Source organism: Sphingoaurantiacus capsulatus, from assembly GCF_042648405.1.
Classification (GTDB): domain Bacteria; phylum Pseudomonadota; class Alphaproteobacteria; order Sphingomonadales; family Sphingomonadaceae; genus Sphingoaurantiacus; species Sphingoaurantiacus capsulatus.
On sequence record NZ_JBHRXV010000011.1, the window covers coordinates 444,152 to 462,743 of the forward strand.

The 18,592-nt window shown below is 67.6% G+C and carries 17 protein-coding genes; 7 read left to right on the forward strand and 10 right to left on the reverse strand.

Features of this window, described 5'->3' with window-relative positions; all coding sequences use genetic code 11:
* Nucleotides 1-10: 10 nt before the first annotated feature.
* From hemA to murI, 4 genes are all read right to left on the reverse strand, one after another.
* Entirely contained in the window at nt 11-1,225 is a 1,215-nt protein-coding gene (gene hemA / locus ACFOMD_RS14405; protein ID WP_380862576.1) for a 5-aminolevulinate synthase, read from the reverse strand.
* 82 nt (nt 1,226-1,307) lie between these two features.
* Complete coding sequence (locus ACFOMD_RS14410) at nt 1,308-2,336, reverse strand: enoyl-CoA hydratase/isomerase family protein (protein WP_380862578.1); 1,029 nt, start codon at nt 2,334-2,336, stop codon at nt 1,308-1,310.
* Nucleotides 2,333-2,782, reverse strand: coding sequence for a PaaI family thioesterase (locus ACFOMD_RS14415; protein WP_380862580.1), 450 nt, complete (start codon nt 2,780-2,782; stop codon nt 2,333-2,335). The genes ACFOMD_RS14410 and ACFOMD_RS14415 overlap by 4 nt, the downstream gene beginning before the upstream one ends.
* 13 nt (nt 2,783-2,795) lie before the next feature.
* Nucleotides 2,796-3,584 (reverse strand): glutamate racemase, encoded by a 789-nt coding sequence (gene murI, locus ACFOMD_RS14420; RefSeq protein WP_380862582.1) that lies wholly within the window; start codon nt 3,582-3,584, stop codon nt 2,796-2,798.
* A gap of 36 nt (nt 3,585-3,620) precedes the next feature.
* Between murI and ACFOMD_RS14425 the strand changes: the two genes are divergently transcribed.
* The 5 genes from ACFOMD_RS14425 (at nt 3,621) to ACFOMD_RS14445 (ending at nt 8,180) form a co-directional block, all read left to right on the forward strand.
* On the forward strand, nt 3,621-3,923 hold the full coding sequence (locus ACFOMD_RS14425; RefSeq protein WP_380862584.1) for a FitA-like ribbon-helix-helix domain-containing protein: 303 nt from the start codon (nt 3,621-3,623) through the stop codon (nt 3,921-3,923).
* Entirely contained in the window at nt 3,924-4,307 is a 384-nt protein-coding gene (locus ACFOMD_RS14430; protein ID WP_380862586.1) for a type II toxin-antitoxin system VapC family toxin, read from the forward strand.
* Nucleotides 4,304-5,296, forward strand: a complete 993-nt coding sequence (gene hemB / locus ACFOMD_RS14435; RefSeq protein WP_380862588.1) for a porphobilinogen synthase — start codon at nt 4,304-4,306, stop codon at nt 5,294-5,296. Before ACFOMD_RS14430 ends, hemB begins: the two co-directional genes overlap by 4 nt.
* A gap of 101 nt (nt 5,297-5,397) precedes the next feature.
* The gene (locus ACFOMD_RS14440) at nt 5,398-7,563 is read left to right on the forward strand and encodes a spermidine synthase (RefSeq protein WP_380862590.1); all 2,166 of its coding nucleotides are present in this window, start codon (nt 5,398-5,400) and stop codon (nt 7,561-7,563) included.
* 62 nt (nt 7,564-7,625) lie between these two features.
* Complete coding sequence (locus ACFOMD_RS14445) at nt 7,626-8,180, forward strand: hypothetical protein (protein WP_380862592.1); 555 nt, start codon at nt 7,626-7,628, stop codon at nt 8,178-8,180.
* On the opposite strand, the gene ACFOMD_RS14450 is transcribed toward ACFOMD_RS14445, so the two are convergent.
* Nucleotides 8,177-9,907, reverse strand: coding sequence for an amidohydrolase (locus ACFOMD_RS14450; protein WP_380862594.1), 1,731 nt, complete (start codon nt 9,905-9,907; stop codon nt 8,177-8,179). The two genes, ACFOMD_RS14445 and ACFOMD_RS14450, sit on opposite strands and share 4 nt — an antisense overlap.
* A 1-nt stretch (nt 9,908) precedes the next feature.
* On the reverse strand, nt 9,909-10,763 hold the full coding sequence (locus ACFOMD_RS14455) for an NAD(P)-dependent oxidoreductase (RefSeq protein WP_380862596.1): 855 nt from the start codon (nt 10,761-10,763) through the stop codon (nt 9,909-9,911).
* A 70-nt stretch (nt 10,764-10,833) separates the two neighbouring features.
* Here ACFOMD_RS14455 and ACFOMD_RS14460 point away from each other — a divergent pair, with 70 nt between their 5' ends.
* Complete coding sequence (locus ACFOMD_RS14460; protein ID WP_380862598.1) at nt 10,834-12,072, forward strand: threonine ammonia-lyase; 1,239 nt, start codon at nt 10,834-10,836, stop codon at nt 12,070-12,072.
* A gap of 44 nt (nt 12,073-12,116) precedes the next feature.
* Nucleotides 12,117-12,863, forward strand: coding sequence for an arginyltransferase (locus ACFOMD_RS14465; protein ID WP_380862600.1), 747 nt, complete (start codon nt 12,117-12,119; stop codon nt 12,861-12,863).
* Nucleotides 12,864-12,954: 91 nt separating this feature from the next.
* On the opposite strand, the gene metH is transcribed toward ACFOMD_RS14465, so the two are convergent.
* Genes metH through ACFOMD_RS14485 form a run of 4 tightly spaced genes read right to left on the reverse strand, consistent with a single transcriptional unit; the run spans nt 12,955 to nt 18,570 of the window.
* Complete coding sequence (metH, locus tag ACFOMD_RS14470; RefSeq protein WP_380862602.1) at nt 12,955-15,618, reverse strand: methionine synthase; 2,664 nt, start codon at nt 15,616-15,618, stop codon at nt 12,955-12,957.
* 14 nt (nt 15,619-15,632) lie between these two features.
* Nucleotides 15,633-16,691 (reverse strand): homocysteine S-methyltransferase family protein, encoded by a 1,059-nt coding sequence (locus ACFOMD_RS14475; RefSeq protein WP_380862604.1) that lies wholly within the window; start codon nt 16,689-16,691, stop codon nt 15,633-15,635.
* Entirely contained in the window at nt 16,688-17,632 is a 945-nt protein-coding gene (gene metF, locus ACFOMD_RS14480) for a methylenetetrahydrofolate reductase (RefSeq protein WP_380862606.1), read from the reverse strand. The genes ACFOMD_RS14475 and metF overlap by 4 nt, the downstream gene beginning before the upstream one ends.
* Nucleotides 17,629-18,570 carry an ArsR/SmtB family transcription factor gene (locus tag ACFOMD_RS14485; protein ID WP_380862608.1) on the reverse strand — a complete coding sequence of 314 codons (942 nt, stop codon included), beginning with the start codon at nt 18,568-18,570 and terminating at the stop codon, nt 17,629-17,631. The genes metF and ACFOMD_RS14485 overlap by 4 nt, the downstream gene beginning before the upstream one ends.
* Nucleotides 18,571-18,592: the final 22 nt, after the last annotated feature.

The following is an 18,592-nucleotide window of genomic DNA, read 5'->3' on the forward strand; positions in this document are numbered from 1 at the left end:
GCGTCAATGGTTACGCGGCGCGGCGAATCTCCAGTCGCGACCAGATCTCGACCAGCGCATCGCGCAGCTCGACCATCATCGCGTCGTCGTGCATCGGGCCGGGCGTGAAGCGCAGCCGCTCGGTACCGCGCGGCACCGTCGGGTAATTGATCGGCTGCACGTAGACGCCATACTCGGTCAGCAGGATGTCGCTGATCTTCTTTGCCTTGACCGGGTCGCCGACCATCACCGGCACGATGTGCGTCAGCGTCTCCATGATCGGGATGCCGGCATCGGCGAGCAAGGTCTTCAGCCGCGCGGCGCGCGCCTGCTGGCCGTCGCGCTCTTCCTGGCTGCCCTTCAGATGCTTCACGCTGGCCAGCGCGCCGGCGACCAGCACCGGCGACAGCGAGGTGGTGAAGATGAAGCCCGGCGCATAGGAGCGGATCACGTCGATGATCGTCTGATCGGCGGCGATATAGCCGCCCATCACGCCGAACGCCTTGCCGAGCGTGCCTTCGATGATCGTCAGCCGGTGCGCGACCGCGTCACGCTCCGAAATGCCGCCGCCATGCTCGCCGTACATGCCGACCGCATGGACCTCGTCGAGATAGGTCAGCGCGTTATATTTGTCGGCGAGGTCGCAGATCTCGGCGATCGGCGCCACGTCGCCGTCCATCGAATAGACGCTCTCGAAGGCGATCAGCTTCGGCGCGTCGGGATCCTCGGCGGCCAGCAGCTCCTCGAGGTGGACGAGGTCGTTGTGGCGGAATACCCGCTTCTCGCAGCCCGAGTTGCGGATGCCTGCGATCATCGAGGCGTGGTTCAGCTCGTCGGAAAAGACGATGCAGCCGGGCAGGATCTTGGCGAGCGTCGACAAGGTCGCCTCGTTCGAGACGTAGCCGGAGGTGAACAGCAGCGCGCCCTGCTTGCCGTGCAGCGAGGCAAGCTCATGCTCCAGCTCGACGTGATAGTGGGTGTTGCCGCCGATGTTGCGGGTGCCGCCCGAGCCGGCGCCGACATCATGCAGCGCCTCTTCCATCGCGGCGATGACCTTCGGGTGCTGGCCCATCGCGAGATAGTCGTTCGAGCACCAGACGGTGACCGGCTTCGGGCCGTTGTGGCCGGCAAAGCAGCGTGCGTTCGGAAACGCGCCCTTGTTGCGCAGGATATCGATGAAGACGCGGTAGCGCCCCTCCGCGTGGAGGCGGGAAATCGCGTCCTCGAAGATCTTGCCGTAATCCACGCCGCTCGTCCTTACCCCGAATGACGCGCCCGATTTACTGCCGAACGTGTCACCTTACCAGTCACATAAGGCCGCAGCCTGCCTAGAAGCGCAGGTCGCCGCCCGCTGGTGCCTCAAAGTAACGGTTTACCTCGGCGTCGGACACCTCGGCGAGCGTTGCCGGCACCCACTTCGGATTGCGGTCCTTGTCGACCAGCTGCGCGCGCACGCCTTCGAAGAAATCGCTGCCCTGCTTGATGGCGCAGACCACGCGATATTCATTCTGCAACGCCCCGGCGATGTCGAGCTTCGCGCCTTCGCGCAGGGTACGCAGCGTCAGCTTGCACGAGGTCGGCGACATCTTGCGCAAGGTCGCTGCCTGCTCCTTCGCCCAGTCGTTGCCGCCATCGAGCGAGGCAATGATCCCTTCGACGCTGTCGCCGGTGAAATGCCTGTCGATCGCCGGGCGGTTGGCGACGAGCGGCGGCTCCTCGGTGTCGGTGTCGAAGTCGGCGAGTACCTGATCGACCGGATCGCCCTCGGCCAGTTCCTCGATCAGCTTCGGCAGCTTGTCGCTCGGCACATAATGGGTGGCGATCCCGGCATATTCGGCGTCGACACCCTTCAGCCGCGCGCCGGTGAGGCCGAGATAGGCGCCGAGCTCGCCCGGCAGCCGCGGCAGCGCATGGCTGCCGCCGACATCGGGGATCAGGCCGATGCCGGTCTCGGGCATGGCGAACAAGGTGCGCTCGGTGGCGACGCGATACGGTGCGTGGATGGAGAGGCCGACGCCGCCGCCCATGGTGATGCCGTCGATCAGCGCGACATAGGGCTTCGGGTAGGTCGCGATCGCATGGTTCATGCGATACTCGTCGTGGAAGAAGCCCTCCCACTCGTCGCTGCCGCTCTTGCCCGCATGGTAGAGGCCGACGACATCGCCGCCGGCGCAGAAGGCGCGGTCGCCGCTGCCCTGGATCACCACCGCCTTTACCGCCGCGTCGTCGCGCCACTTGTCGAGCTGCGCGTGGATGGCGAGGCACATCGGCCGGTTGAGCGCATTGAGCGCCTGCGGGCGGTTGAGCGTGATGAGGCCGATCGCCCCTCTGGTCTCGAAGAGAACGTCGTCGGTCATTTCCGCTCCACCATCGAATGTTTGTCGGGCATCGGCGTCGGCATCGCCGTGCAGCTCATCCGCGCCAGCAGCTTGCCCGCGGGGTCGAACAGGTCCGCCTCCATGAACGCGGCGCGTTTGCCGAGCTTCAGGCAGCGGCCTTCGGCAAACAGCTCGCCCTGCGGTGCCGGCGCGAGGAAACTCGTCTTGAACTCGAGCGTCGGCACCACGATCCGCTCGCCCGACTTCACCACTGCCGAGGTCGCCGCCGCATCGTCGAGCATCGCCGCGACGATGCCGCCCTGCAGATTGCCCATCGGGTTGCAGAACTCGGGCTTACCGTCGTAGCGGATGCGTACCCAGCCCCTGGCGCTGTCGAGCGCGATCATCCGATAGCCGAGCATCAGCGCGGTCGGCGGCACGTACTTGTTCATGCGCTCGAGCAGTTCCTCGTCGGTCATCGGCATCGGCGGCAGCCCCCTAGAGATAATCGAGTTCGGTGAGCCCGAACCGTGCAAGCGCCGGGCGCAGCGCGTCAATTTCGCCGTTTCGAGAGGTCAGCACCGCCCTGCCCGTCGCCTCGCCATCCCACTCAGCGCCGGCTAGCAGATGCGCGGTGCGCCGCCCGATCCCTTCGGCGCCGTCGACGAAGGTCAACGGCCGCGGGCTGGCGGCGGCAAGGCGGTCGCGAACGAGCGGGAAATGGGTGCAGGCCAGCACCACCGTATCGATGCGCTCGCCGCCGGGCTGGTCGAGCAGCCCGGCGAGCACCGCCGCATAGTCTGAAAGCGCCTGCGGGCGACCGCGCAACTCGGCCTCCGCCATCTCGACCAGCTTCGCCGAGCCGTGGCGCAGCACCAGGCAATCGGCGGCGAAATCCGCGGCGAGCCGGTTGACATAGGGCTGGCGAACCGTCGCTTCGGTGCCCAGTACGCCAATGGCGCGGGCGGTGCTGGTCTCGGCCGCCGGCTTGATCGCCGGCACGGTGCCGACCACCGGCACTTCGAGCGCGGCGCGGACATGCGCCAGCGCGATCGTCGAAGCGGTGTTGCAGGCGATGACGATCAGCCGCGGCCTGTAGCGCTCGGTCAGGCGGCCGAGCAGCGCGCAGACCCGCGTCGCCACCTCCATCTCGGTTTTAGTCCCATAGGGAAAGCCGCCGGTATCGGCGACATAGACGATCGGCGCGCGCGGCAGCCGCTCGCGGATCGGCCCGAGCACCGACAGCCCGCCGACGCCGGAGTCGAAGATGAGGATCGGCTGCGACATGCCGGCAGGCCTTAGCACGCAGCAGCGCGAGCGCAATTGACCACGCTCGCCAAATCGGCATATTGGTTTCGGAATGCCTCCAAATTGGAGCCAGTGATGGGCGTGAACTTTTCAATAAAGAATGTGTCGGAAGAAATGGCGGACGACCTCCGTGCGATGGCGGCACGCAATCATCGATCTGTGCAGGGCGAACTCATGGCCATGCTTGAAGAACGGCTGCGGGGCACCCGAAAATTGAGCGCTCTCGAAGCAGCTCAGGAAGTGCGACGGCTTGGCATTCGTAGCGAGGGGCGGTCTGCGGACATCGTCCGCGAGCTTCGTGATCTGGATGCACGCTAGGTGATCGTCGATGCTTCGGCAATTGGCGCGATCATCTTTCGGGAAGCCGAGTTCGCGGACGCAGCAGCCTTTGTTGCCGATGCACCGATGATCGCGCCGACGCTGCTCCCATTCGAGATCGCCAGCATCGCCGCCAAAAAGAAGAGCCGAGGGCTGCTTGACGAGGAAGGCATCGGCCTGGCGCTCACCGTTTTCGACGCCATGGCAATCCAGTTGATACCTGTGCGGGCACGCGACGCGCTTGCCGTGGCTTCCCAAACCCGGCTTTCCGTCTATGACGCCAGCTATCTCTGGCTGGCGCGTCGTTTCGATACGCCGCTTGCAACGTGCGACCGTCGGCTTGCCGACGCCGCCGGTATCACGCCGATCGGGAAAGCTGAATGATCCACGGCTCCTACCCTGCCCTCCGCCTCCGCCGCACCCGCGCCGCCGCCTGGTCGCGCGCGATGGTCGCCGAGACGCTGCTGACCCCGTCCGACCTGATCTGGCCGCTGTTCGTCACCGGCGGCAGCCAGAATCGCGAGAGCATCAAGGCGATGCCCGGTGTCGACCGCTATTCGGTCGACCTGCTGCCGGCGCTGGCGCGCGAGGCGGCGAGCCTCGGCATTCCCTGCCTCGCGCTGTTCCCCAATACCGAGCCCGACCGGCGCTCCGACGACGGGCGCGAGGCGCTCAACCCGGAAAACCTGATGTGCCGCGCCATCCGCGCCATCAAGGAGGCGGTGCCCGAGATCGGCGTGCTGACCGACGTGGCGCTCGACCCCTATACCAGCCACGGCCATGACGGCATGCTCGACGAGGCCGGGCGCATCGTAAACGACAGCAGCGTCGAGGTGCTGGTCGGCCAGTCGCTCAACCAGGCCCGCGCCGGGGCCGACATCATCGCGCCGTCGGACATGATGGACGGCCGCATCGGCGCGATCCGCGGCGCGCTGGAGGGCGAAAGCTTCCACGACGTTCAGATCATGTCCTACGCGGTCAAATACGCCTCTGCCTTCTACGGCCCGTTCCGCGATGCGGTCGGTTCGGGCGGCTATCTGAAGGGCGATAAGAAGACCTATCAGATGGACCCGGCCAATGCTGAGGAAGGGTTGCGCGAGGTGGCGCTCGACCTCTCCGAGGGCGCCGACCATGTCATGGTCAAGCCCGGCCTGCCCTATCTCGACATGGTACGTCGCGTGAAGGAACGCTTCGAAGTTCCTGTTTTCGCGTACCAAGTCTCCGGCGAGTACGCGATGATCGAGGCCGCGGTCGCCGCCGGTGTGCTCGATCGCGACCGCGCGGTGCTGGAGACGCTGACCGCCTTCAAGCGGGCCGGCTGCTCGGGCGTGCTGACCTATCACGCGCGCCACGCCGCGCAGCTGTTGGGCTAGCCAGTTGAACCACATTTCCGTCATTCCGGCGAAAGCCGGAATCCAGTCGAACCGCCGGTCTGGATACCGGCTTTCGCCGGTATGACGGCCTTGGGAGCCGCATGATCCTCTCTCGCCGCGCGCTGTTCACGCTGACGATCTTCGTCGGCTCGTTCCTGCTGTTCCTCGTCCAGCCGCTGATCGCGCGGCTGGCGCTGCCGCGCCTCGGCGGGGCGCCGGCGGTGTGGAACACGGCGATGCTGTTCTATCAGGCAGTGCTGCTGTTGGGCTATCTCTACGCCCATGCGCTGGCCCGCGCCCCGGCGAGAACGCAGGCGATGGTGCACCTCGCCCTCCTCGCCGGCGCGGCGCTGATGCTGCCGATCGGGCTTGCCGATTTCGCGCCCCCCGCGACCAGCAACCCGGCCTTCTGGCTGCTCGGGCTGCTCGCCGCCTCGATCGGGCCGCTGTTCCTTGCCGTCTCGGCGCAGGCGCCGCTGATGCAAGCGTGGTTCGCCGCCGGCGACGACCGCGACCCCTATTTCCTCTACGCTGCGTCGAACGCCGGCAGCCTGCTGGCGCTGCTCGCCTACCCCTTCCTCGTCGAGCCGCTGATGAGCCTCGGCGTGCAATCCTGGCTGTGGTCGGGCGGCTATGCGCTGCTGATCGCGCTGGTCGCCGCCTGCGCGTGGCGGACGCGCGGCGCGCATATCCGCGAGGTGCCGCTGGAGCGCATCGCCATTCCGTGGCGCAAGAAGCTCTACTGGGTGATGCTCGCCTTCGTGCCGTCGGGGCTGCTGCTGTCGACGACGACGCACCTGACCACCGACGTCATGGCGATGCCGCTGCTCTGGGTGGCGCCGCTCGCCATCTACCTGATCACCTTCATCATCGCCTTCTCGTCGGCGGGTGAGATCTTCTGCCGGCAGGCGATGAAGATTTCGCCGATCCTGCTCCTGGTTTTCGGCAGCTGGCTGTTCGTCGACTGGGGCGCGCTGGCGCTGCTGCTCGCCGCCGCCGGGCTGGTGCTGCTGTTCTATGTGGCGCTCGCCCTCCACGGCGAGCTGGCGCGCACCCGGCCGCCGGCGGGCAATCTCACCGAATTCTACCTCTGGGTGTCGGTCGGCGGCATGATCGGCGGGCTGTTCTGCGGCCTGCTCGCGCCGTTGATCTTCGACTGGAGCTACGAGCACCCGATCCTGCTGATCCTCGCCGCGGCGCTGATCCCGGCAAAGCCGCTGCTGAAGCGCATCGGCCGACTCTGGCAGAAGCAGCCGACGCGCTGGCTGATGCGCTATGTGCTCCCGACGCTGTCCCTCGTCGTCTCATTGTGGGTGCCGAGCGAACGGCTCGCCGCCGCCTTCGTCATTGGCGGCATGGGCCTCGCCGCCATCCTTTCGATCGGTCACCGCAAGGCGTTCGCCGTGCATTTCCTCGCGCTGATGCTGGGCCTGGGCGGCTGGGCGACGATCGACGTCTCGACCATCCCGCACGCCCGCGAGCGCAGCTTCTTCGGCACCTATGAGATCCGCGGCAGCAACAGCCGGCGCATCCGCGAGCTGGTGCACGGCACCACCTTGCACGGCGTCCAGAGCACCGTGCCCGCCTATATGCGCGAGCCGATGACCTATTATGTGCGCGACAGCGGCGTCGGAAAGGCGATGACGCTCGCCGCGCCCGACGCCAGCATCGGCTTCGTCGGCCTCGGCACCGGTACCCTCGCCTGCTACGCGCAGCCGGGACAAAGCTGGACCGCGTTCGAGATCGACCCGGCGATGGTGCGCATCGCCCGTGACAAGCGGCTGTTCTCCTACCTCAGCCGCTGCAAGCCCGACATCAAGGTCGACGTCGGCGACGCCCGCCTGCGCCTCGGCGGCTACAAGGCGGCCTTCGATCTGCTGGCGGTCGACGCCTTCTCGTCGGACGCGATCCCGCTGCACCTGATGACCGCGGAAGCCTTCGACGCCTATGCCCGCTCGCTGAAGCCGGGCGGGCTGCTGCTCGTCCACATCTCCAACCGCCACCTCGACCTCGAGCCGGTGGTGGCGGCGATCGCCAAAAAACAGGGCTGGACGGCGGTACTGCGCGACTATCGCTCGCCGCCCGAGCAGCCGTCGGGGATGATGTACACCCGATCGCAGTGGATCATGCTCGGCCGCGACAAGGCGGCGGTGCAGCGCGTCCTCGACGCCGGCCCGCAGGCCGACTGGCGGCCGCTGCGCGAGCGAAAGGATGTGCCGGCCTGGACCGACGATTTCGCCAGCGCGCTGCCGCTACTCAAATATTGAGGCGGCCCGCTGAGGCAACGCCTTGCCTCATGCCGGTGGACCCATCGCGAGCCCGCGTGCGCTTGAGCGGGATGATCCGCTACACCGCCACCGCCCTCGCCCTGACCCTCGCCGCCTGCTCGAACGCCGAGCCGGAGAAGGCCCCTGCCGAAGTGCCCGAACAGCCGGTCACGGCTGAGCCGGTCGCGCCACCGCCCGCTGCGCCGTCGCCACCCTCGATCGGCCCGACAACCGGCGGCGACGGCTCGGAGATCATCCTGACCCCGCTGACCGGCGCCGAGATCGAGGAGGCCGACCTGCAGGGCGAATTGGGCTGCAGCTTCGCCACCGCCGGCGCGGCGCCCCTGCTGATCGCTATGGGCAATGTCGCGTCGAAGGAGCCGGCGTTCGGCCTGATCAAGATCGGCGACTATGTCGAGCGCGTCGCGGCGCCCGGCGGCTTCGACGGCATGCTGAAAGGCGCGACCTTCTCGGGGCGCGGCACCACCATCAGGATCGCACTGACCGGCCCGGCCACCGGTGGCGGCGAATCCCCGCCGAGCCCGGCGACCTTGACCTTCGACCGCATGGACGGCGCGCAGCGCGTCTTTGCCGGCCGCTGGAGCTGCGGCCCTTAGGAGGTCGGCGTCTCGACGGCGCCCTCGGCCGGCTTTTCCGCGTCGGGTGCCGGCTCAGGCGCGGTCGGCGCGCCGCGCAGATACACTCGCTTACCCGCCAGCCAGGTCTCCTGAACCTTTACCTTCCAAAGCTCGCCCGGCGCGATCTTGAAGATGTCGTGGTCGATGACGATGAAATCAGCCCATTTGCCCGGCTCCAGCGAGCCGACGAGGCTTTCGGCGTGGCCGGCGTAGGCCGCGCCCGTGGTGAAGGCGGCAAGCGCCTGCGTCAGCGTCAGCGCCTCGCCGACGCGCCAGCCCTCGGGCGGCTGGCCGTCGCGGTCCTGCCGGGTGACGGCGGCGTGGAGGCCGTAGAAGGGGTTGGCCGGCTCGACCGGGAAGTCGGAGCCGCCGGCGATGCGCGCGCCGCTGTCGAGCAAGGTCTTCCACGCATAGGCGCCGGCCAGCCGCGCCTCGCCGACGCGGTCGCCCGCCATCGCCTTGTCCGAGGTGGCGTGCGTCGGCTGCACGCTGGCGATGATGCCGAGCTGCGCGAAGCGCGGGATGTCGGCGGTATCGACCACCTGCGCATGCTCGATGCGGTGGCGCAGCGCGCTGCCGTAGGCCGGGATCAGGTCGGCATAAGCGTCGAGCACCTGCGCGTTCGCGCCGTCGCCAATAGCGTGCACATTGACCTGAAAGCCGTGCATCATCGCCTTCGACATCCAGTTGCGCATCCGCGTGTCGTCGAGGAAGCGCAGGCCCTTGTTCTCGGGGTCGTCGCTGTACGGCTCCTTGAGGAACGCCCCGCGCGAGCCGAGCGCACCGTCCGAATAGAGTTTCACCGAGCGCAGGATGAGGCGATCGTCGTAGAGCCAGCCGGTCGGCCGCACCGGCGCGATCTTTTCGAGCTGCTCCATGCCGCCCGCCATCGCGTAGATGCGCGTGGTCAGCCGCCCCTCGTCGCCGAAGCGGCGGTAGAGCGTCCAGGTCTCGGCATCGACGCCGGCGTCATGCACGCCGGTCAGGCCGAGCGACGCCATCTGGTCGAGCGCCTTGCCCAGCGCGCGCTCCGCCTCGATCGGGTTCGCCGGCGGAACCTTCGACGTGATGAGATTGGCGGCGGCATCGACGAACACGCCGGTCGGGTTGCCGTCGGCGTCGCGCTCGATGCGCCCACCCGCCGGATCCTTGGTCGCCCTGGTGACACCGGCGATCTTGATCGCGGCGCTGTTCGCCCAGCTCGCATGGCCGTCGACGCGTTCGAGCAGCACCGGTTTTTCCGAATAAGCGGTATCGAGCTCGGCGGCGGTCGGGAAACGGCCGAGGCCCCAGGTCACCTGGTTCCAGCCGCGGCCGAGGATCCAGCGCGCGCGCGGGTTCGCCTCGGCATAGGCTTTCACCTTGCCGAGCGCTTCCTCGAGCGTCTTCGTTTCGCTCAAATCGACGGTCAGCGCCTGGAAGCCGAGGCCCATGACATGGCCGTGCGCGTCGATCAGGCCGGGCAGCACGGTCAGCCCCTTGGCGTCGAGGCGGGTGTACGGCCCGCTCATCGCCGGCGGCTTGTCCCCACGCTTGATGACGCGCTCGACGCGGCCCTCGTCGCTGATCAGCAGGCTTTCGAACGGCTGCAGCCGGCCCATCGAGTCGAGCGTGAAGCCGTTGGCGTTGACCACCAGCGTCTTCGCGTCGGCCATCGCCGAAAACGCCAGCGCGGCCAGCGCCGCCCCCATCATCAAAGCGCGCATGCTACCCCCTGAACCGGCGAATGAGCGACGACGTGTCCTGCCGCCGCCCGCCGAGCTTCTGTACATCCCCGTAGAACTGGTCGACCAGCGCGGTCAGCGGCAAGGTCACGCCGGCGCGGCGCGCCTCGTCGAGCACCAGCGCCAGGTCCTTGCGCATCCAGTCGACCGCGAAGCCGAAATCGAACTCGCCGCGCACCATCGTCTTTGCGCGATTGTCCATCTGCCAGCTCTGCGCCGCGCCCTTCGAGATCACATCGACGACGGCATCGGCATCGAGGCCGGCTTCCATGGCGAAGTGCAGCCCTTCGGCGAGGCCCTGCACGACGCCGGCGATGCAGATCTGGTTGACCATCTTGGTCAGCTGGCCGCTGCCCGCGGCGCCCATCAGCCCGACGCGTTTGGCGTAGGCCTGCATCACCGGCTCGGCCGCGGCGAAGGTGGTGGCGTCGCCGCCGACCATGATGGTGAGCTGGCCGTTCTCGGCGCCCGCCTGCCCACCCGACACTGGCGCGTCGAGCGAACTCGGGCGTGCGGCCGCCAGCTCGCGGGCGATCTCGGCGGAGACGGTGGTGTGGTCGACGAAGATCGCGTCCGGCGACATCGCAGCGAAGCAGCCGTCGCCGCCGAGCGTCACCTGCCTCAAATCATCGTCGTTGCCGACGCAGGCGAAGACGATCTCGGCTCCCTCGGCCGCTTCGGCCGGCGTCGGCGCGCTGCGCCCGCCATGCTGCGCCACCCAGGCTTCGGCCTTGGGCGCGGTACGGTTGTAGACGGTGACTTCGTGCCCCGCGCGCGCCAGGTGCCCCGCCATCGGGTAGCCCATCACGCCGAGACCGATGAACGCAACGCGCGCCATGCGATTCTCCTTGTCAGGAGCGGATAGCATGGTTTGCCGCTGCCGCCAGATGGGCTAAGGGCACGACCCTATGGCCACCGCAGCAAAACCGACCGCCCTTCCCGTCACCGCCGATGATGTTCGCGCGGCGCGAATGGCGATCGGCGACGAGGTGGTCCGCACCCCCTGCCTCAAGTCGAAGACGCTGTCGCAGATTTCGGGCGCCGAGGTGTGGCTGAAGTTCGAGAACCTCCAGTTCACCGCTGCCTTCAAGGAGCGCGGCGCCTTGAACAAGCTGCTGACGCTCGACGAGGATGCGAAGAAGCGCGGTGTCGTCGCCATGTCCGCCGGCAACCATGCACAAGGCGTCGCCTACAATGCCGCGCGCCTCGGCATCCCGGCGACGATCGTGATGCCGAAGCCCACGCCGATCGTGAAGGTGCAGCAGACCGAGAGCCACGGCGCCACCGTCATCCTCCACGGCGACAAGCTCGAGGAAGCCGCCGCGCATGCGCATGAGCTGGCGGCGAAGCACGGGCTCACCTTCGTCCACCCCTTCGACGACCCGCTGGTCATCGCCGGCCAGGGCACCATCGCGCTCGAAATGCTCGAGGACGTGCCGCAGCTCGACACCTTGATCGTGCCGATCGGCGGCGGCGGGCTGATCTCCGGCATGGCGGTCGCGGCGAAGAGCGTGAACCCCGACATGGAGATCGTCGGCGTACAGGCCGAGCTCTATCCGTCGATGTATGCCAAGCTCAGGAACGAGACGGCGGTGTGCGACGGCGACAGCCTCGCCGAGGGCATCGCGGTCAAATATCCTGGCGACCTGACCTTCGAGATCGTCAAGGAACTGGTCGACGACGTGCTGCTGGTCGGCGAGCGCGACCTCGAACATGCTGTGGCGTTGCTGCTGTCGATCGAGAAGACCGTGGTCGAAGGCGCCGGCGCCGCCGGGCTTGCCGCGCTGCTCGCGCACCCGTCGCGCTTCCGTGGCCGGAAGGTCGGCCTCGTGCTCTGTGGCGGCAATATCGACACGCGCCTGCTCGCCAATGTGCTGCTGCGCGACCTCGCGCGCGACGGTCGCATCGCCCGGCTGCGTATCCGACTGAAGGATCGCCCCGGCCAGCTGTTCGGCGTGGCGCGCATCTTCGACCAGCAGCAGGTCAACATCATCGAGATCTATCACCAGCGGGTGTTCACCAACCTGCCGGCGAAGGGCCTCGTCACCGACATCGAGTGCGAGACGCGCGACCGCGCTCACCTCGAACGGCTGATCGAGGCCCTTCGCGGTGCGGGCTATGAGGTGAAACCGGTCGAACTGGCCTGAACTAAGGCTTCTCAAGTCCGCCACCGTCACGCATATTGCAGTTTGTGACGGACCAGACCTTCCGCTTCCCGCGCTTCTTCGTGACGGCGCCCAGCCCGTGCCCGTATTTGCCGGGCAAGACGGAGCGGAAGGTGTTTACCGAGCTGCGCGGCGGCGACGCCGTCGAACTCAACGAGGCGCTGTCGCGTATCGGCTTCCGCCGCAGCCAGAACGTCGTCTACCGGCCGAGCTGCGAGGATTGCTCGGCCTGCGTGTCGGTGCGCGTCGTCACCGGCGAATTCGTGCCCAACGCCACGCAGCGCAAGCTGATGCGCCGCTATGCCGACCTGCAGGTCAGCGCCTGCGAGCCGTGGTCGACGCAGGAGCAGTTCGACCTGCTGCGCCGCTACCTCGCCGACCGGCACCCGGCGGGCGGCATGGCGAACATGGACATGTTCGACTACGCCGACATGGTCGAGCAGACCCCGGTGAACACCGTCGTCGTCGAATATCGCGAGCCCGGCGAGGACGGCCGCCCCGGCCGCTTGGTGGGCGCCTGCGTGACCGACAAGCATTCGGACGGCCTGTCGATGGTCTACAGCTTCTACGACGCCACCGACGACAGCCGCCGGGGCCTCGGCACCTACATCATCCTCGACCACATCACCCGCGCCGCGCGGGCCGGGCTGCCTTATGTGTACCTCGGCTACTGGATCGACGGCTGCGACCGCATGGCCTACAAAACCAAATATCGCCCGATCGAGCGGCTGAGCGCGCGCGGGTGGCGGCGGGTCGAGGAAACTTCAGCCTAAAAAATCGTCATACCGGCGAAGGCCGGTATCCAGGCAGGCCGTCGACTGGATTCCGGCTTTCGCCGGAATGACGGATGTAGGCGTGCGGCGCCTAGTGCAAGTTCGGCCGCAGCCAGGTTTCGGCCTGCTCCCCCGTCACCCCGCGCCGTTCGGCATAGTCCGCCACCTGGTCCGGGCCGATCCGCGCCACGCCGAAATATTCGCTCTGCGGGTGCGCGAAGTAGAAGCCGGAGACGCTCGCCGTCGGCAGCATCGCGAAGCTCTCGGTCAGCGTCATCCCCGTCGCGCCGGCGTCGAGCAGGCGGAACAGCTCGGGCTTGTGGCTGTGGTCCGGGCAGGCCGGGTAGCCGGGCGCCGGACGGATGCCCTCGTATTTCTCGCGGATCAGCTCGTCGTTCGAGAAATTCTCGTTCGGCGCATAGCCCCAGAACTCGCGGCGGACGCGCAGGTGCATATGCTCGGCCATCGCTTCGGCGAGCCGGTCGGCGAGCGCCTTCAGCAAAATGTCCTGATAATCGTCGTTCTGCTGCTTGAAGCGCGCCAGATGCGCGTCGATGCCGAGGCCGGCGGTGACGGCGAAGCCGCCGATCCAGTCCTCGTCGGGCGAGATGAAATCGGCGAGGCACATGTTGGCGCGCCCTTCCCGCTTCTCGACCTGCTGGCGCAGGAAGGCGAAGCGGGTCAGTTCGGTGGTCCGGTCCTCGCCGGTGTAGAGCACGACATCGTCGCCGATGCGGCGCACCGGCCAGAAGCCGATCGCGGCGCGCGCGGTCAGCCACTTCTCCTCGACGATGTTCTTCAGCATCGCCTGCGCATCGTCGAATAGCGCGCGGGCGCTCTCGCCGACCACGGCATCCTCGAGGATCGCGGGATAATTGCCCGCCAGCTCCCAGGCGCGGAAGAACGGCGTCCAGTCGATGTAGGGCACCAGCTCGGCGAGGTCGTAATCCTCGAACAGGCGAAGGCCGGCCATCTTCGGCTTCACCGGCGGATGCGCGACGAAATCGGTCTTGAAGCTGTTGGTGCGCGCCGCCGCCAAGGTGGCGAGCTTGCTCTCGCCCTTGCCGGCGCGCGCGGTGCGGATCGCCTCATATTCGCCGGCGGTGCGGTCGACGAGTTCGGCCTTCATGTCGCCTTCCGACACCAAGGCCGAGGCGACGCCGACGGCACGGCTGGCGTCGAGGACGTGGATGGTCGGGCCACTATAGGCCGGCTCGATGCGCAGCGCGGTGTGGACGCGGCTCGTCGTGGCGCCGCCGATCAACAGCGGCATCGTCATGCCGCGCCGCTCCATCTCAGTCGCAACGGTGACCATCTCGTCCAATGACGGCGTGATCAGGCCCGACAGGCCGATCATGTCGGCGTCATTCTCGTTGGCCGCCTTCAGGATGTCGTGGAACGGCACCATGACGCCAAGGTCGATGACCTCGAAATTATTGCACTGGAGCACGACGCCGACGATGTTCTTGCCGATGTCGTGAACGTCGCCCTTAACGGTCGCCATCACCACCTTGCCCTTGGCCTTGGCGCCTTCGGACTTCTCCGCCTCGATGAACGGGATCAGGTGGGCGACCGCCTTCTTCATGACACGCGCCGACTTCACCACCTGCGGCAGGAACATCTTGCCCTCGCCGAACAGGTCGCCGACGACGTTCATGCCCGACATCAGCGGGCCTTCGATGACCTCGATCGGCCGCGTCGCCAGCCGACGCGCTTCCTCGGCGTCCTCGACGACATAGGCGTCGATGCCCTTGACCAGCGCGTGCGACAGCCGGCGCTCGACCGGCCAGCTGCGCCACTCTTCGGCCTGCTTTTCAGCGACTTCGCCGCCGCCTTTGAACTTCTCCGCGAGGTCGAGCATCCGCTCGGTCGCGTCGTCGCGGCGGTTGAGGATGACGTCCTCGCAGGCGTCGCGCAGCTCGGGGTCGATGGTGTCGTAGACGTCGAGCTGGCCGGCGTTGACGATGCCCATGTCCATCCCTGCCTTGATGGCGTGGTAGAGGAACACCGAGTGCATCGCCCGGCGCACTGGCTCGTTGCCGCGGAACGAGAACGACAGGTTGGAGACGCCGCCCGAGATACGGACATGCGGGCAGCGCTTCTTGATCGCGGTACAGGCTTCGATGAAGTCGACGCCGTAATTGTTGTGCTCCTCGATACCCGTCGCCACCGCGAAGATGTTTGGATCGAAGATGATGTCCTCGGCCGGGAAGCCGTCGGCGACCAGCAGGTCGTAGGCGCGGCCGCAGATCTCGAGCTTGCGCGCCGCGGTGTCGGCCTGGCCGACCTCGTCGAACGCCATGACGACGGCGGCGGCGCCGTAGCGGCGGCAGGTGCGCGCCTGCGCGAGGAACGCCGCCTCGCCTTCCTTCATGCTGATCGAATTGACGATCGGCTTGCCCGAGACGCATTTCAGCCCCGCCTCGATAACGCTCCACTTCGAGCTGTCGACCATCACCGGCACGCGCGCGATGTCGGGCTCGGCGGCGATGAGCTTGAGGAAGGTGGTCATGGCGTACTCGGCGTCGAGCAGGCCCTCGTCCATGTTGACGTCGATGACCTGCGCGCCGCTTTCGACCTGCTGGCGCGCGACATCGACCGCGGCGGCATAGTCGCCGGCCATCACCAGCTTCTTGAACTTGGCCGAGCCGGTGACGTTGGTGCGCTCGCCGATATTGACGAAGGTCGCCACCACCGGCGCGGCCTCCACGCCCGCGTCATCTCCCGATACTGCCGCCAACGCACTCGAACTCATCGACGTCATATCCTTCAGGCTGCGAGCGTCATCGGGTCGAGCCCGGCGAGCCGCATCGCGGGCGTCAGCGTAGGGATTGCGCGCGGCAGATGATCCTTCACCGCCGCCGCCATCGCCGCGATATGCGCCGGGGTAGAGCCGCAGCAGCCGCCGACGATGTTGATGAGGCCGCTGTCCGCCCATTCGCCGATGAAGCCGCCGGTGGTGTGCGGCTGCTCGTCATACTGGCCGAGGTCGTTGGGCAGGCCGGCGTTCGGATAGGCCATGATCAGCGTATCGGCGATGCCGTTGAGCGCCTGAACGTGCGGGCGCAGCAGGTCGGCGCCGAACGAGCAATTAAGGCCGATGGTCAGCGGCTTGGCATGGCGCACCGCGTACCAGAAGGCCTCGATCGAATGGCCCGAGAGATTGCGGCCCGACATGTCGGTGATGGTCATCGAGATCATCAGCGGGATCTCGACGCCGCGCCGGTCGCCTTCCTCGAGCACCGCCATGATCGCCGCCTTGGCGTTTAAGGTGTCGAAGATCGTCTCGATCAGGATGAAGTCGACGCCACCGTCGAGAAGTGCTGCGATCTGCTCGACATAGACCTCCTTCACGCTGTCGAAATCGACCTCGCGAAACCCCGGATCGTTGACGTCGGGCGACAGCGACAGCGTCTTGTTGGTCGGCCCGAGCGCGCCGGCGACGAACCGCGGCTTGCCGTCCGCCGCCTGCGCGTCGTCCGCCGCCTTGCGGGCGATCCGCGCCGAGGCAAGGTTGATGTCGCGCACCAGCGCCTCGGCGCCATAGTCGCCCTGGCTGATCTTGGTCGCGTTGAACGTGTTGGTCGACACGATATCGGACCCTGCCGCGAGATAAGCGCGGGTGATCTCGTCGATCACGTCCGGGCGCGTCAGCGCCAGCATGTCGTTGTTGCCCTTCTGGTCGTGATTGAGGTCGAGGCTGCCCCGATAGTCGGCTTCCTGCAGCCCGTAGCTCTGGATCATCGTCCCGAAGGCGCCATCGGTCAGCAGGATGCGCTTCGCCGCCTCGGCGCGCAGCCGCTCGGCCGCTTCGCTGCGAATGGTCATGCGGCCTTCTCCTGCAGATTGCCGGCCTGCGGGCGCACGCCGAGCAGGTGGCAGATGGCGTAGGCGAGCTCCGCCCGGTTGAGCGTGTAGAAGTGGAATTGGCGCACACCGCCGGCATAGAGCCGGCGGCAGAGTTCGGCGGCGACGGTCGCGGCGACGAGCTGGCGCGCCGCCGGCTTGTCCTCCAGCCCGACGAAGAGCCGCTCCATCCAGCCCGGGATCGCGGTCTTGCACATCGTCGCCATTTTCAGGGTCTGCGCGAAATTCGACACCGGCAGGATGCCCGGCACGATCTCGGCGGTGACTCCGGCGGCGACCGCCGCGTCACGGAAGCGGAAGAAGGTATCGGGCTCGAAGAAGAACTGGGTGATCGCCCGGTGACTGCCGGCATCGAGCTTGCGCTTCAGATGGTCGATATCGGTCGCGAGCGACGCCGCTTCGGGGTGCGCCTCGGGGTAGGCCGCGACCGAAATGTCGAAGTCACCGACCTTGCGCAGCCCCGCGACCAGTTCGGCGGCGCTGGCATAGCCGTCGGCACGCGCGCTGAACGGCTGGCCGGGCACCGAGGGGTCGCCGCGCAGCGCGACGATGTGGCGGACGCCCGCCGCCCAATAGTCGCGCGCGACCTCGTCGATCTCGTCACGGCTGGCATCGACGCAGGTCAGATGCGCCGCCGGGGTCAGCGAGGTCTCGCGGACGAGGCGGGCGACGGTGTTGTGCGTACGCTCGCGCGTCGAGCCGCCGGCGCCATAGGTCACCGACACGAAGCGCGGCTGCAGTGGCTCAAGGGTCTCGATCGACGACCAGAGCGTCGCTTCCATCGCCTCGGTCTTCGGCGGGAAGAATTCGAACGAGATATCGATATCGCCGGCAAGGTCGGCATAGAGCGGCGCGCCGAGCGCGCGCGCGGCCTCCGACATCTGGGCGAGGGAAAGCGTCATGCGGCCTCCGCTTGGGGCCGCGCGGCGCGCTCCCCGATCCATAGAGTGACGGTGAGTGGCCCGCCGGTCAGGCGGTCGGCGACGCGCGCCGCAAGCCCCGCCTCCGCTAGCCAGCCGCAGACCAGCGTGTCCTCGAAGCCGAGGCGCGTGTGCGCATGCTGCGACCGCAATTCCTCGCGGTCGTGCGGCGCGAAATCGATGATCAGCAGCCGGCCGCCGGGTGCCAGCACCCGCGCCGCTTCAGCAATGGCCTGCGCGGGTTCATGCGCGAAATGCAGCACCTGGTGCAGGATCACGGTATCGGCGCCATCCCGTTCGACCGGCAGCGCATACATGTCGGCCTGACGGACCTGCGCGCGCGGCAGCCCCGCCGCCTCGATCTTGGCGCGGGCAACGCGCAGCATGTCGACGCTGCGGTCGATGCCCAGCGAGTCGCCCGCGGTGGGGCCCAGCAACTCGATCATCCGCCCCGTCCCGGTCCCGATGTCGAGCAATGTGCCGAGCGGCCGGTCGGCCAGTGCGCGCTCGATCGCCGCTTCGACCTCGGCCTCGGCGATGTGCAGCGTGCGAAGGCTGTCCCACTCGGTGGCATGCGCTGCGAAATACTCCTCGGCGACGCTGACCCGTTCGGCGCGAACGGCGCCCAGGCGCTCGACATCGCCGGTCGATACATCGACACCCCAGGCATCGAGGGCTGCGAATGCCGGCCCGGCCGCCTTGCCATGTCCGGGGCGCAGGAACACCCAGGCCCCTTCCTTGTGGCGATCGATCAGCCCGGCGTCGGCGAGGATTTTCACATGACGCGAGACGCGGGGCTGGCTCTGGCGCAGCACCTGCGCGAGTTCGCCGACCGAAAGCTCCATCCGCCGCACCAGCGACAGAATGCGAAGCCGCGTCGGATCGGCCAGCGCGCGGAAGATGGGCAGGGCGTTCTGCATCGGATGCAGATATAAATATATC

What these genes read in the sequence shown, in the direction of transcription:
- ACFOMD_RS14410 (WP_380862578.1), bottom strand. Translation starts at nt 2,336, where the DNA reads ATGACCGACGACGTTCTCTTCGAGACCAGAGGGGCGATCGGCCTCATC.
- ACFOMD_RS14415 (WP_380862580.1), bottom strand. Translation starts at nt 2,782, where the DNA reads ATGCCGATGACCGACGAGGAACTGCTCGAGCGCATGAACAAGTACGTG.
- murI (WP_380862582.1), bottom strand. Translation starts at nt 3,584, where the DNA reads ATGTCGCAGCCGATCCTCATCTTCGACTCCGGCGTCGGCGGGCTGTCG.
- hemB (WP_380862588.1), top strand. Translation starts at nt 4,304, where the DNA reads ATGATCCACGGCTCCTACCCTGCCCTCCGCCTCCGCCGCACCCGCGCC.
- ACFOMD_RS14440 (WP_380862590.1), top strand. Translation starts at nt 5,398, where the DNA reads ATGATCCTCTCTCGCCGCGCGCTGTTCACGCTGACGATCTTCGTCGGC.
- ACFOMD_RS14450 (WP_380862594.1), bottom strand. Translation starts at nt 9,907, where the DNA reads ATGCGCGCTTTGATGATGGGGGCGGCGCTGGCCGCGCTGGCGTTTTCG.
- ACFOMD_RS14455 (WP_380862596.1), bottom strand. Translation starts at nt 10,763, where the DNA reads ATGGCGCGCGTTGCGTTCATCGGTCTCGGCGTGATGGGCTACCCGATG.
- ACFOMD_RS14460 (WP_380862598.1), top strand. Translation starts at nt 10,834, where the DNA reads ATGGCCACCGCAGCAAAACCGACCGCCCTTCCCGTCACCGCCGATGAT.
- metH (WP_380862602.1), bottom strand. Translation starts at nt 15,618, where the DNA reads ATGAGTTCGAGTGCGTTGGCGGCAGTATCGGGAGATGACGCGGGCGTG.
- ACFOMD_RS14475 (WP_380862604.1), bottom strand. Translation starts at nt 16,691, where the DNA reads ATGACCATTCGCAGCGAAGCGGCCGAGCGGCTGCGCGCCGAGGCGGCG.
- metF (WP_380862606.1), bottom strand. Translation starts at nt 17,632, where the DNA reads ATGACGCTTTCCCTCGCCCAGATGTCGGAGGCCGCGCGCGCGCTCGGC.
- ACFOMD_RS14485 (WP_380862608.1), bottom strand. Translation starts at nt 18,570, where the DNA reads ATGCAGAACGCCCTGCCCATCTTCCGCGCGCTGGCCGATCCGACGCGG.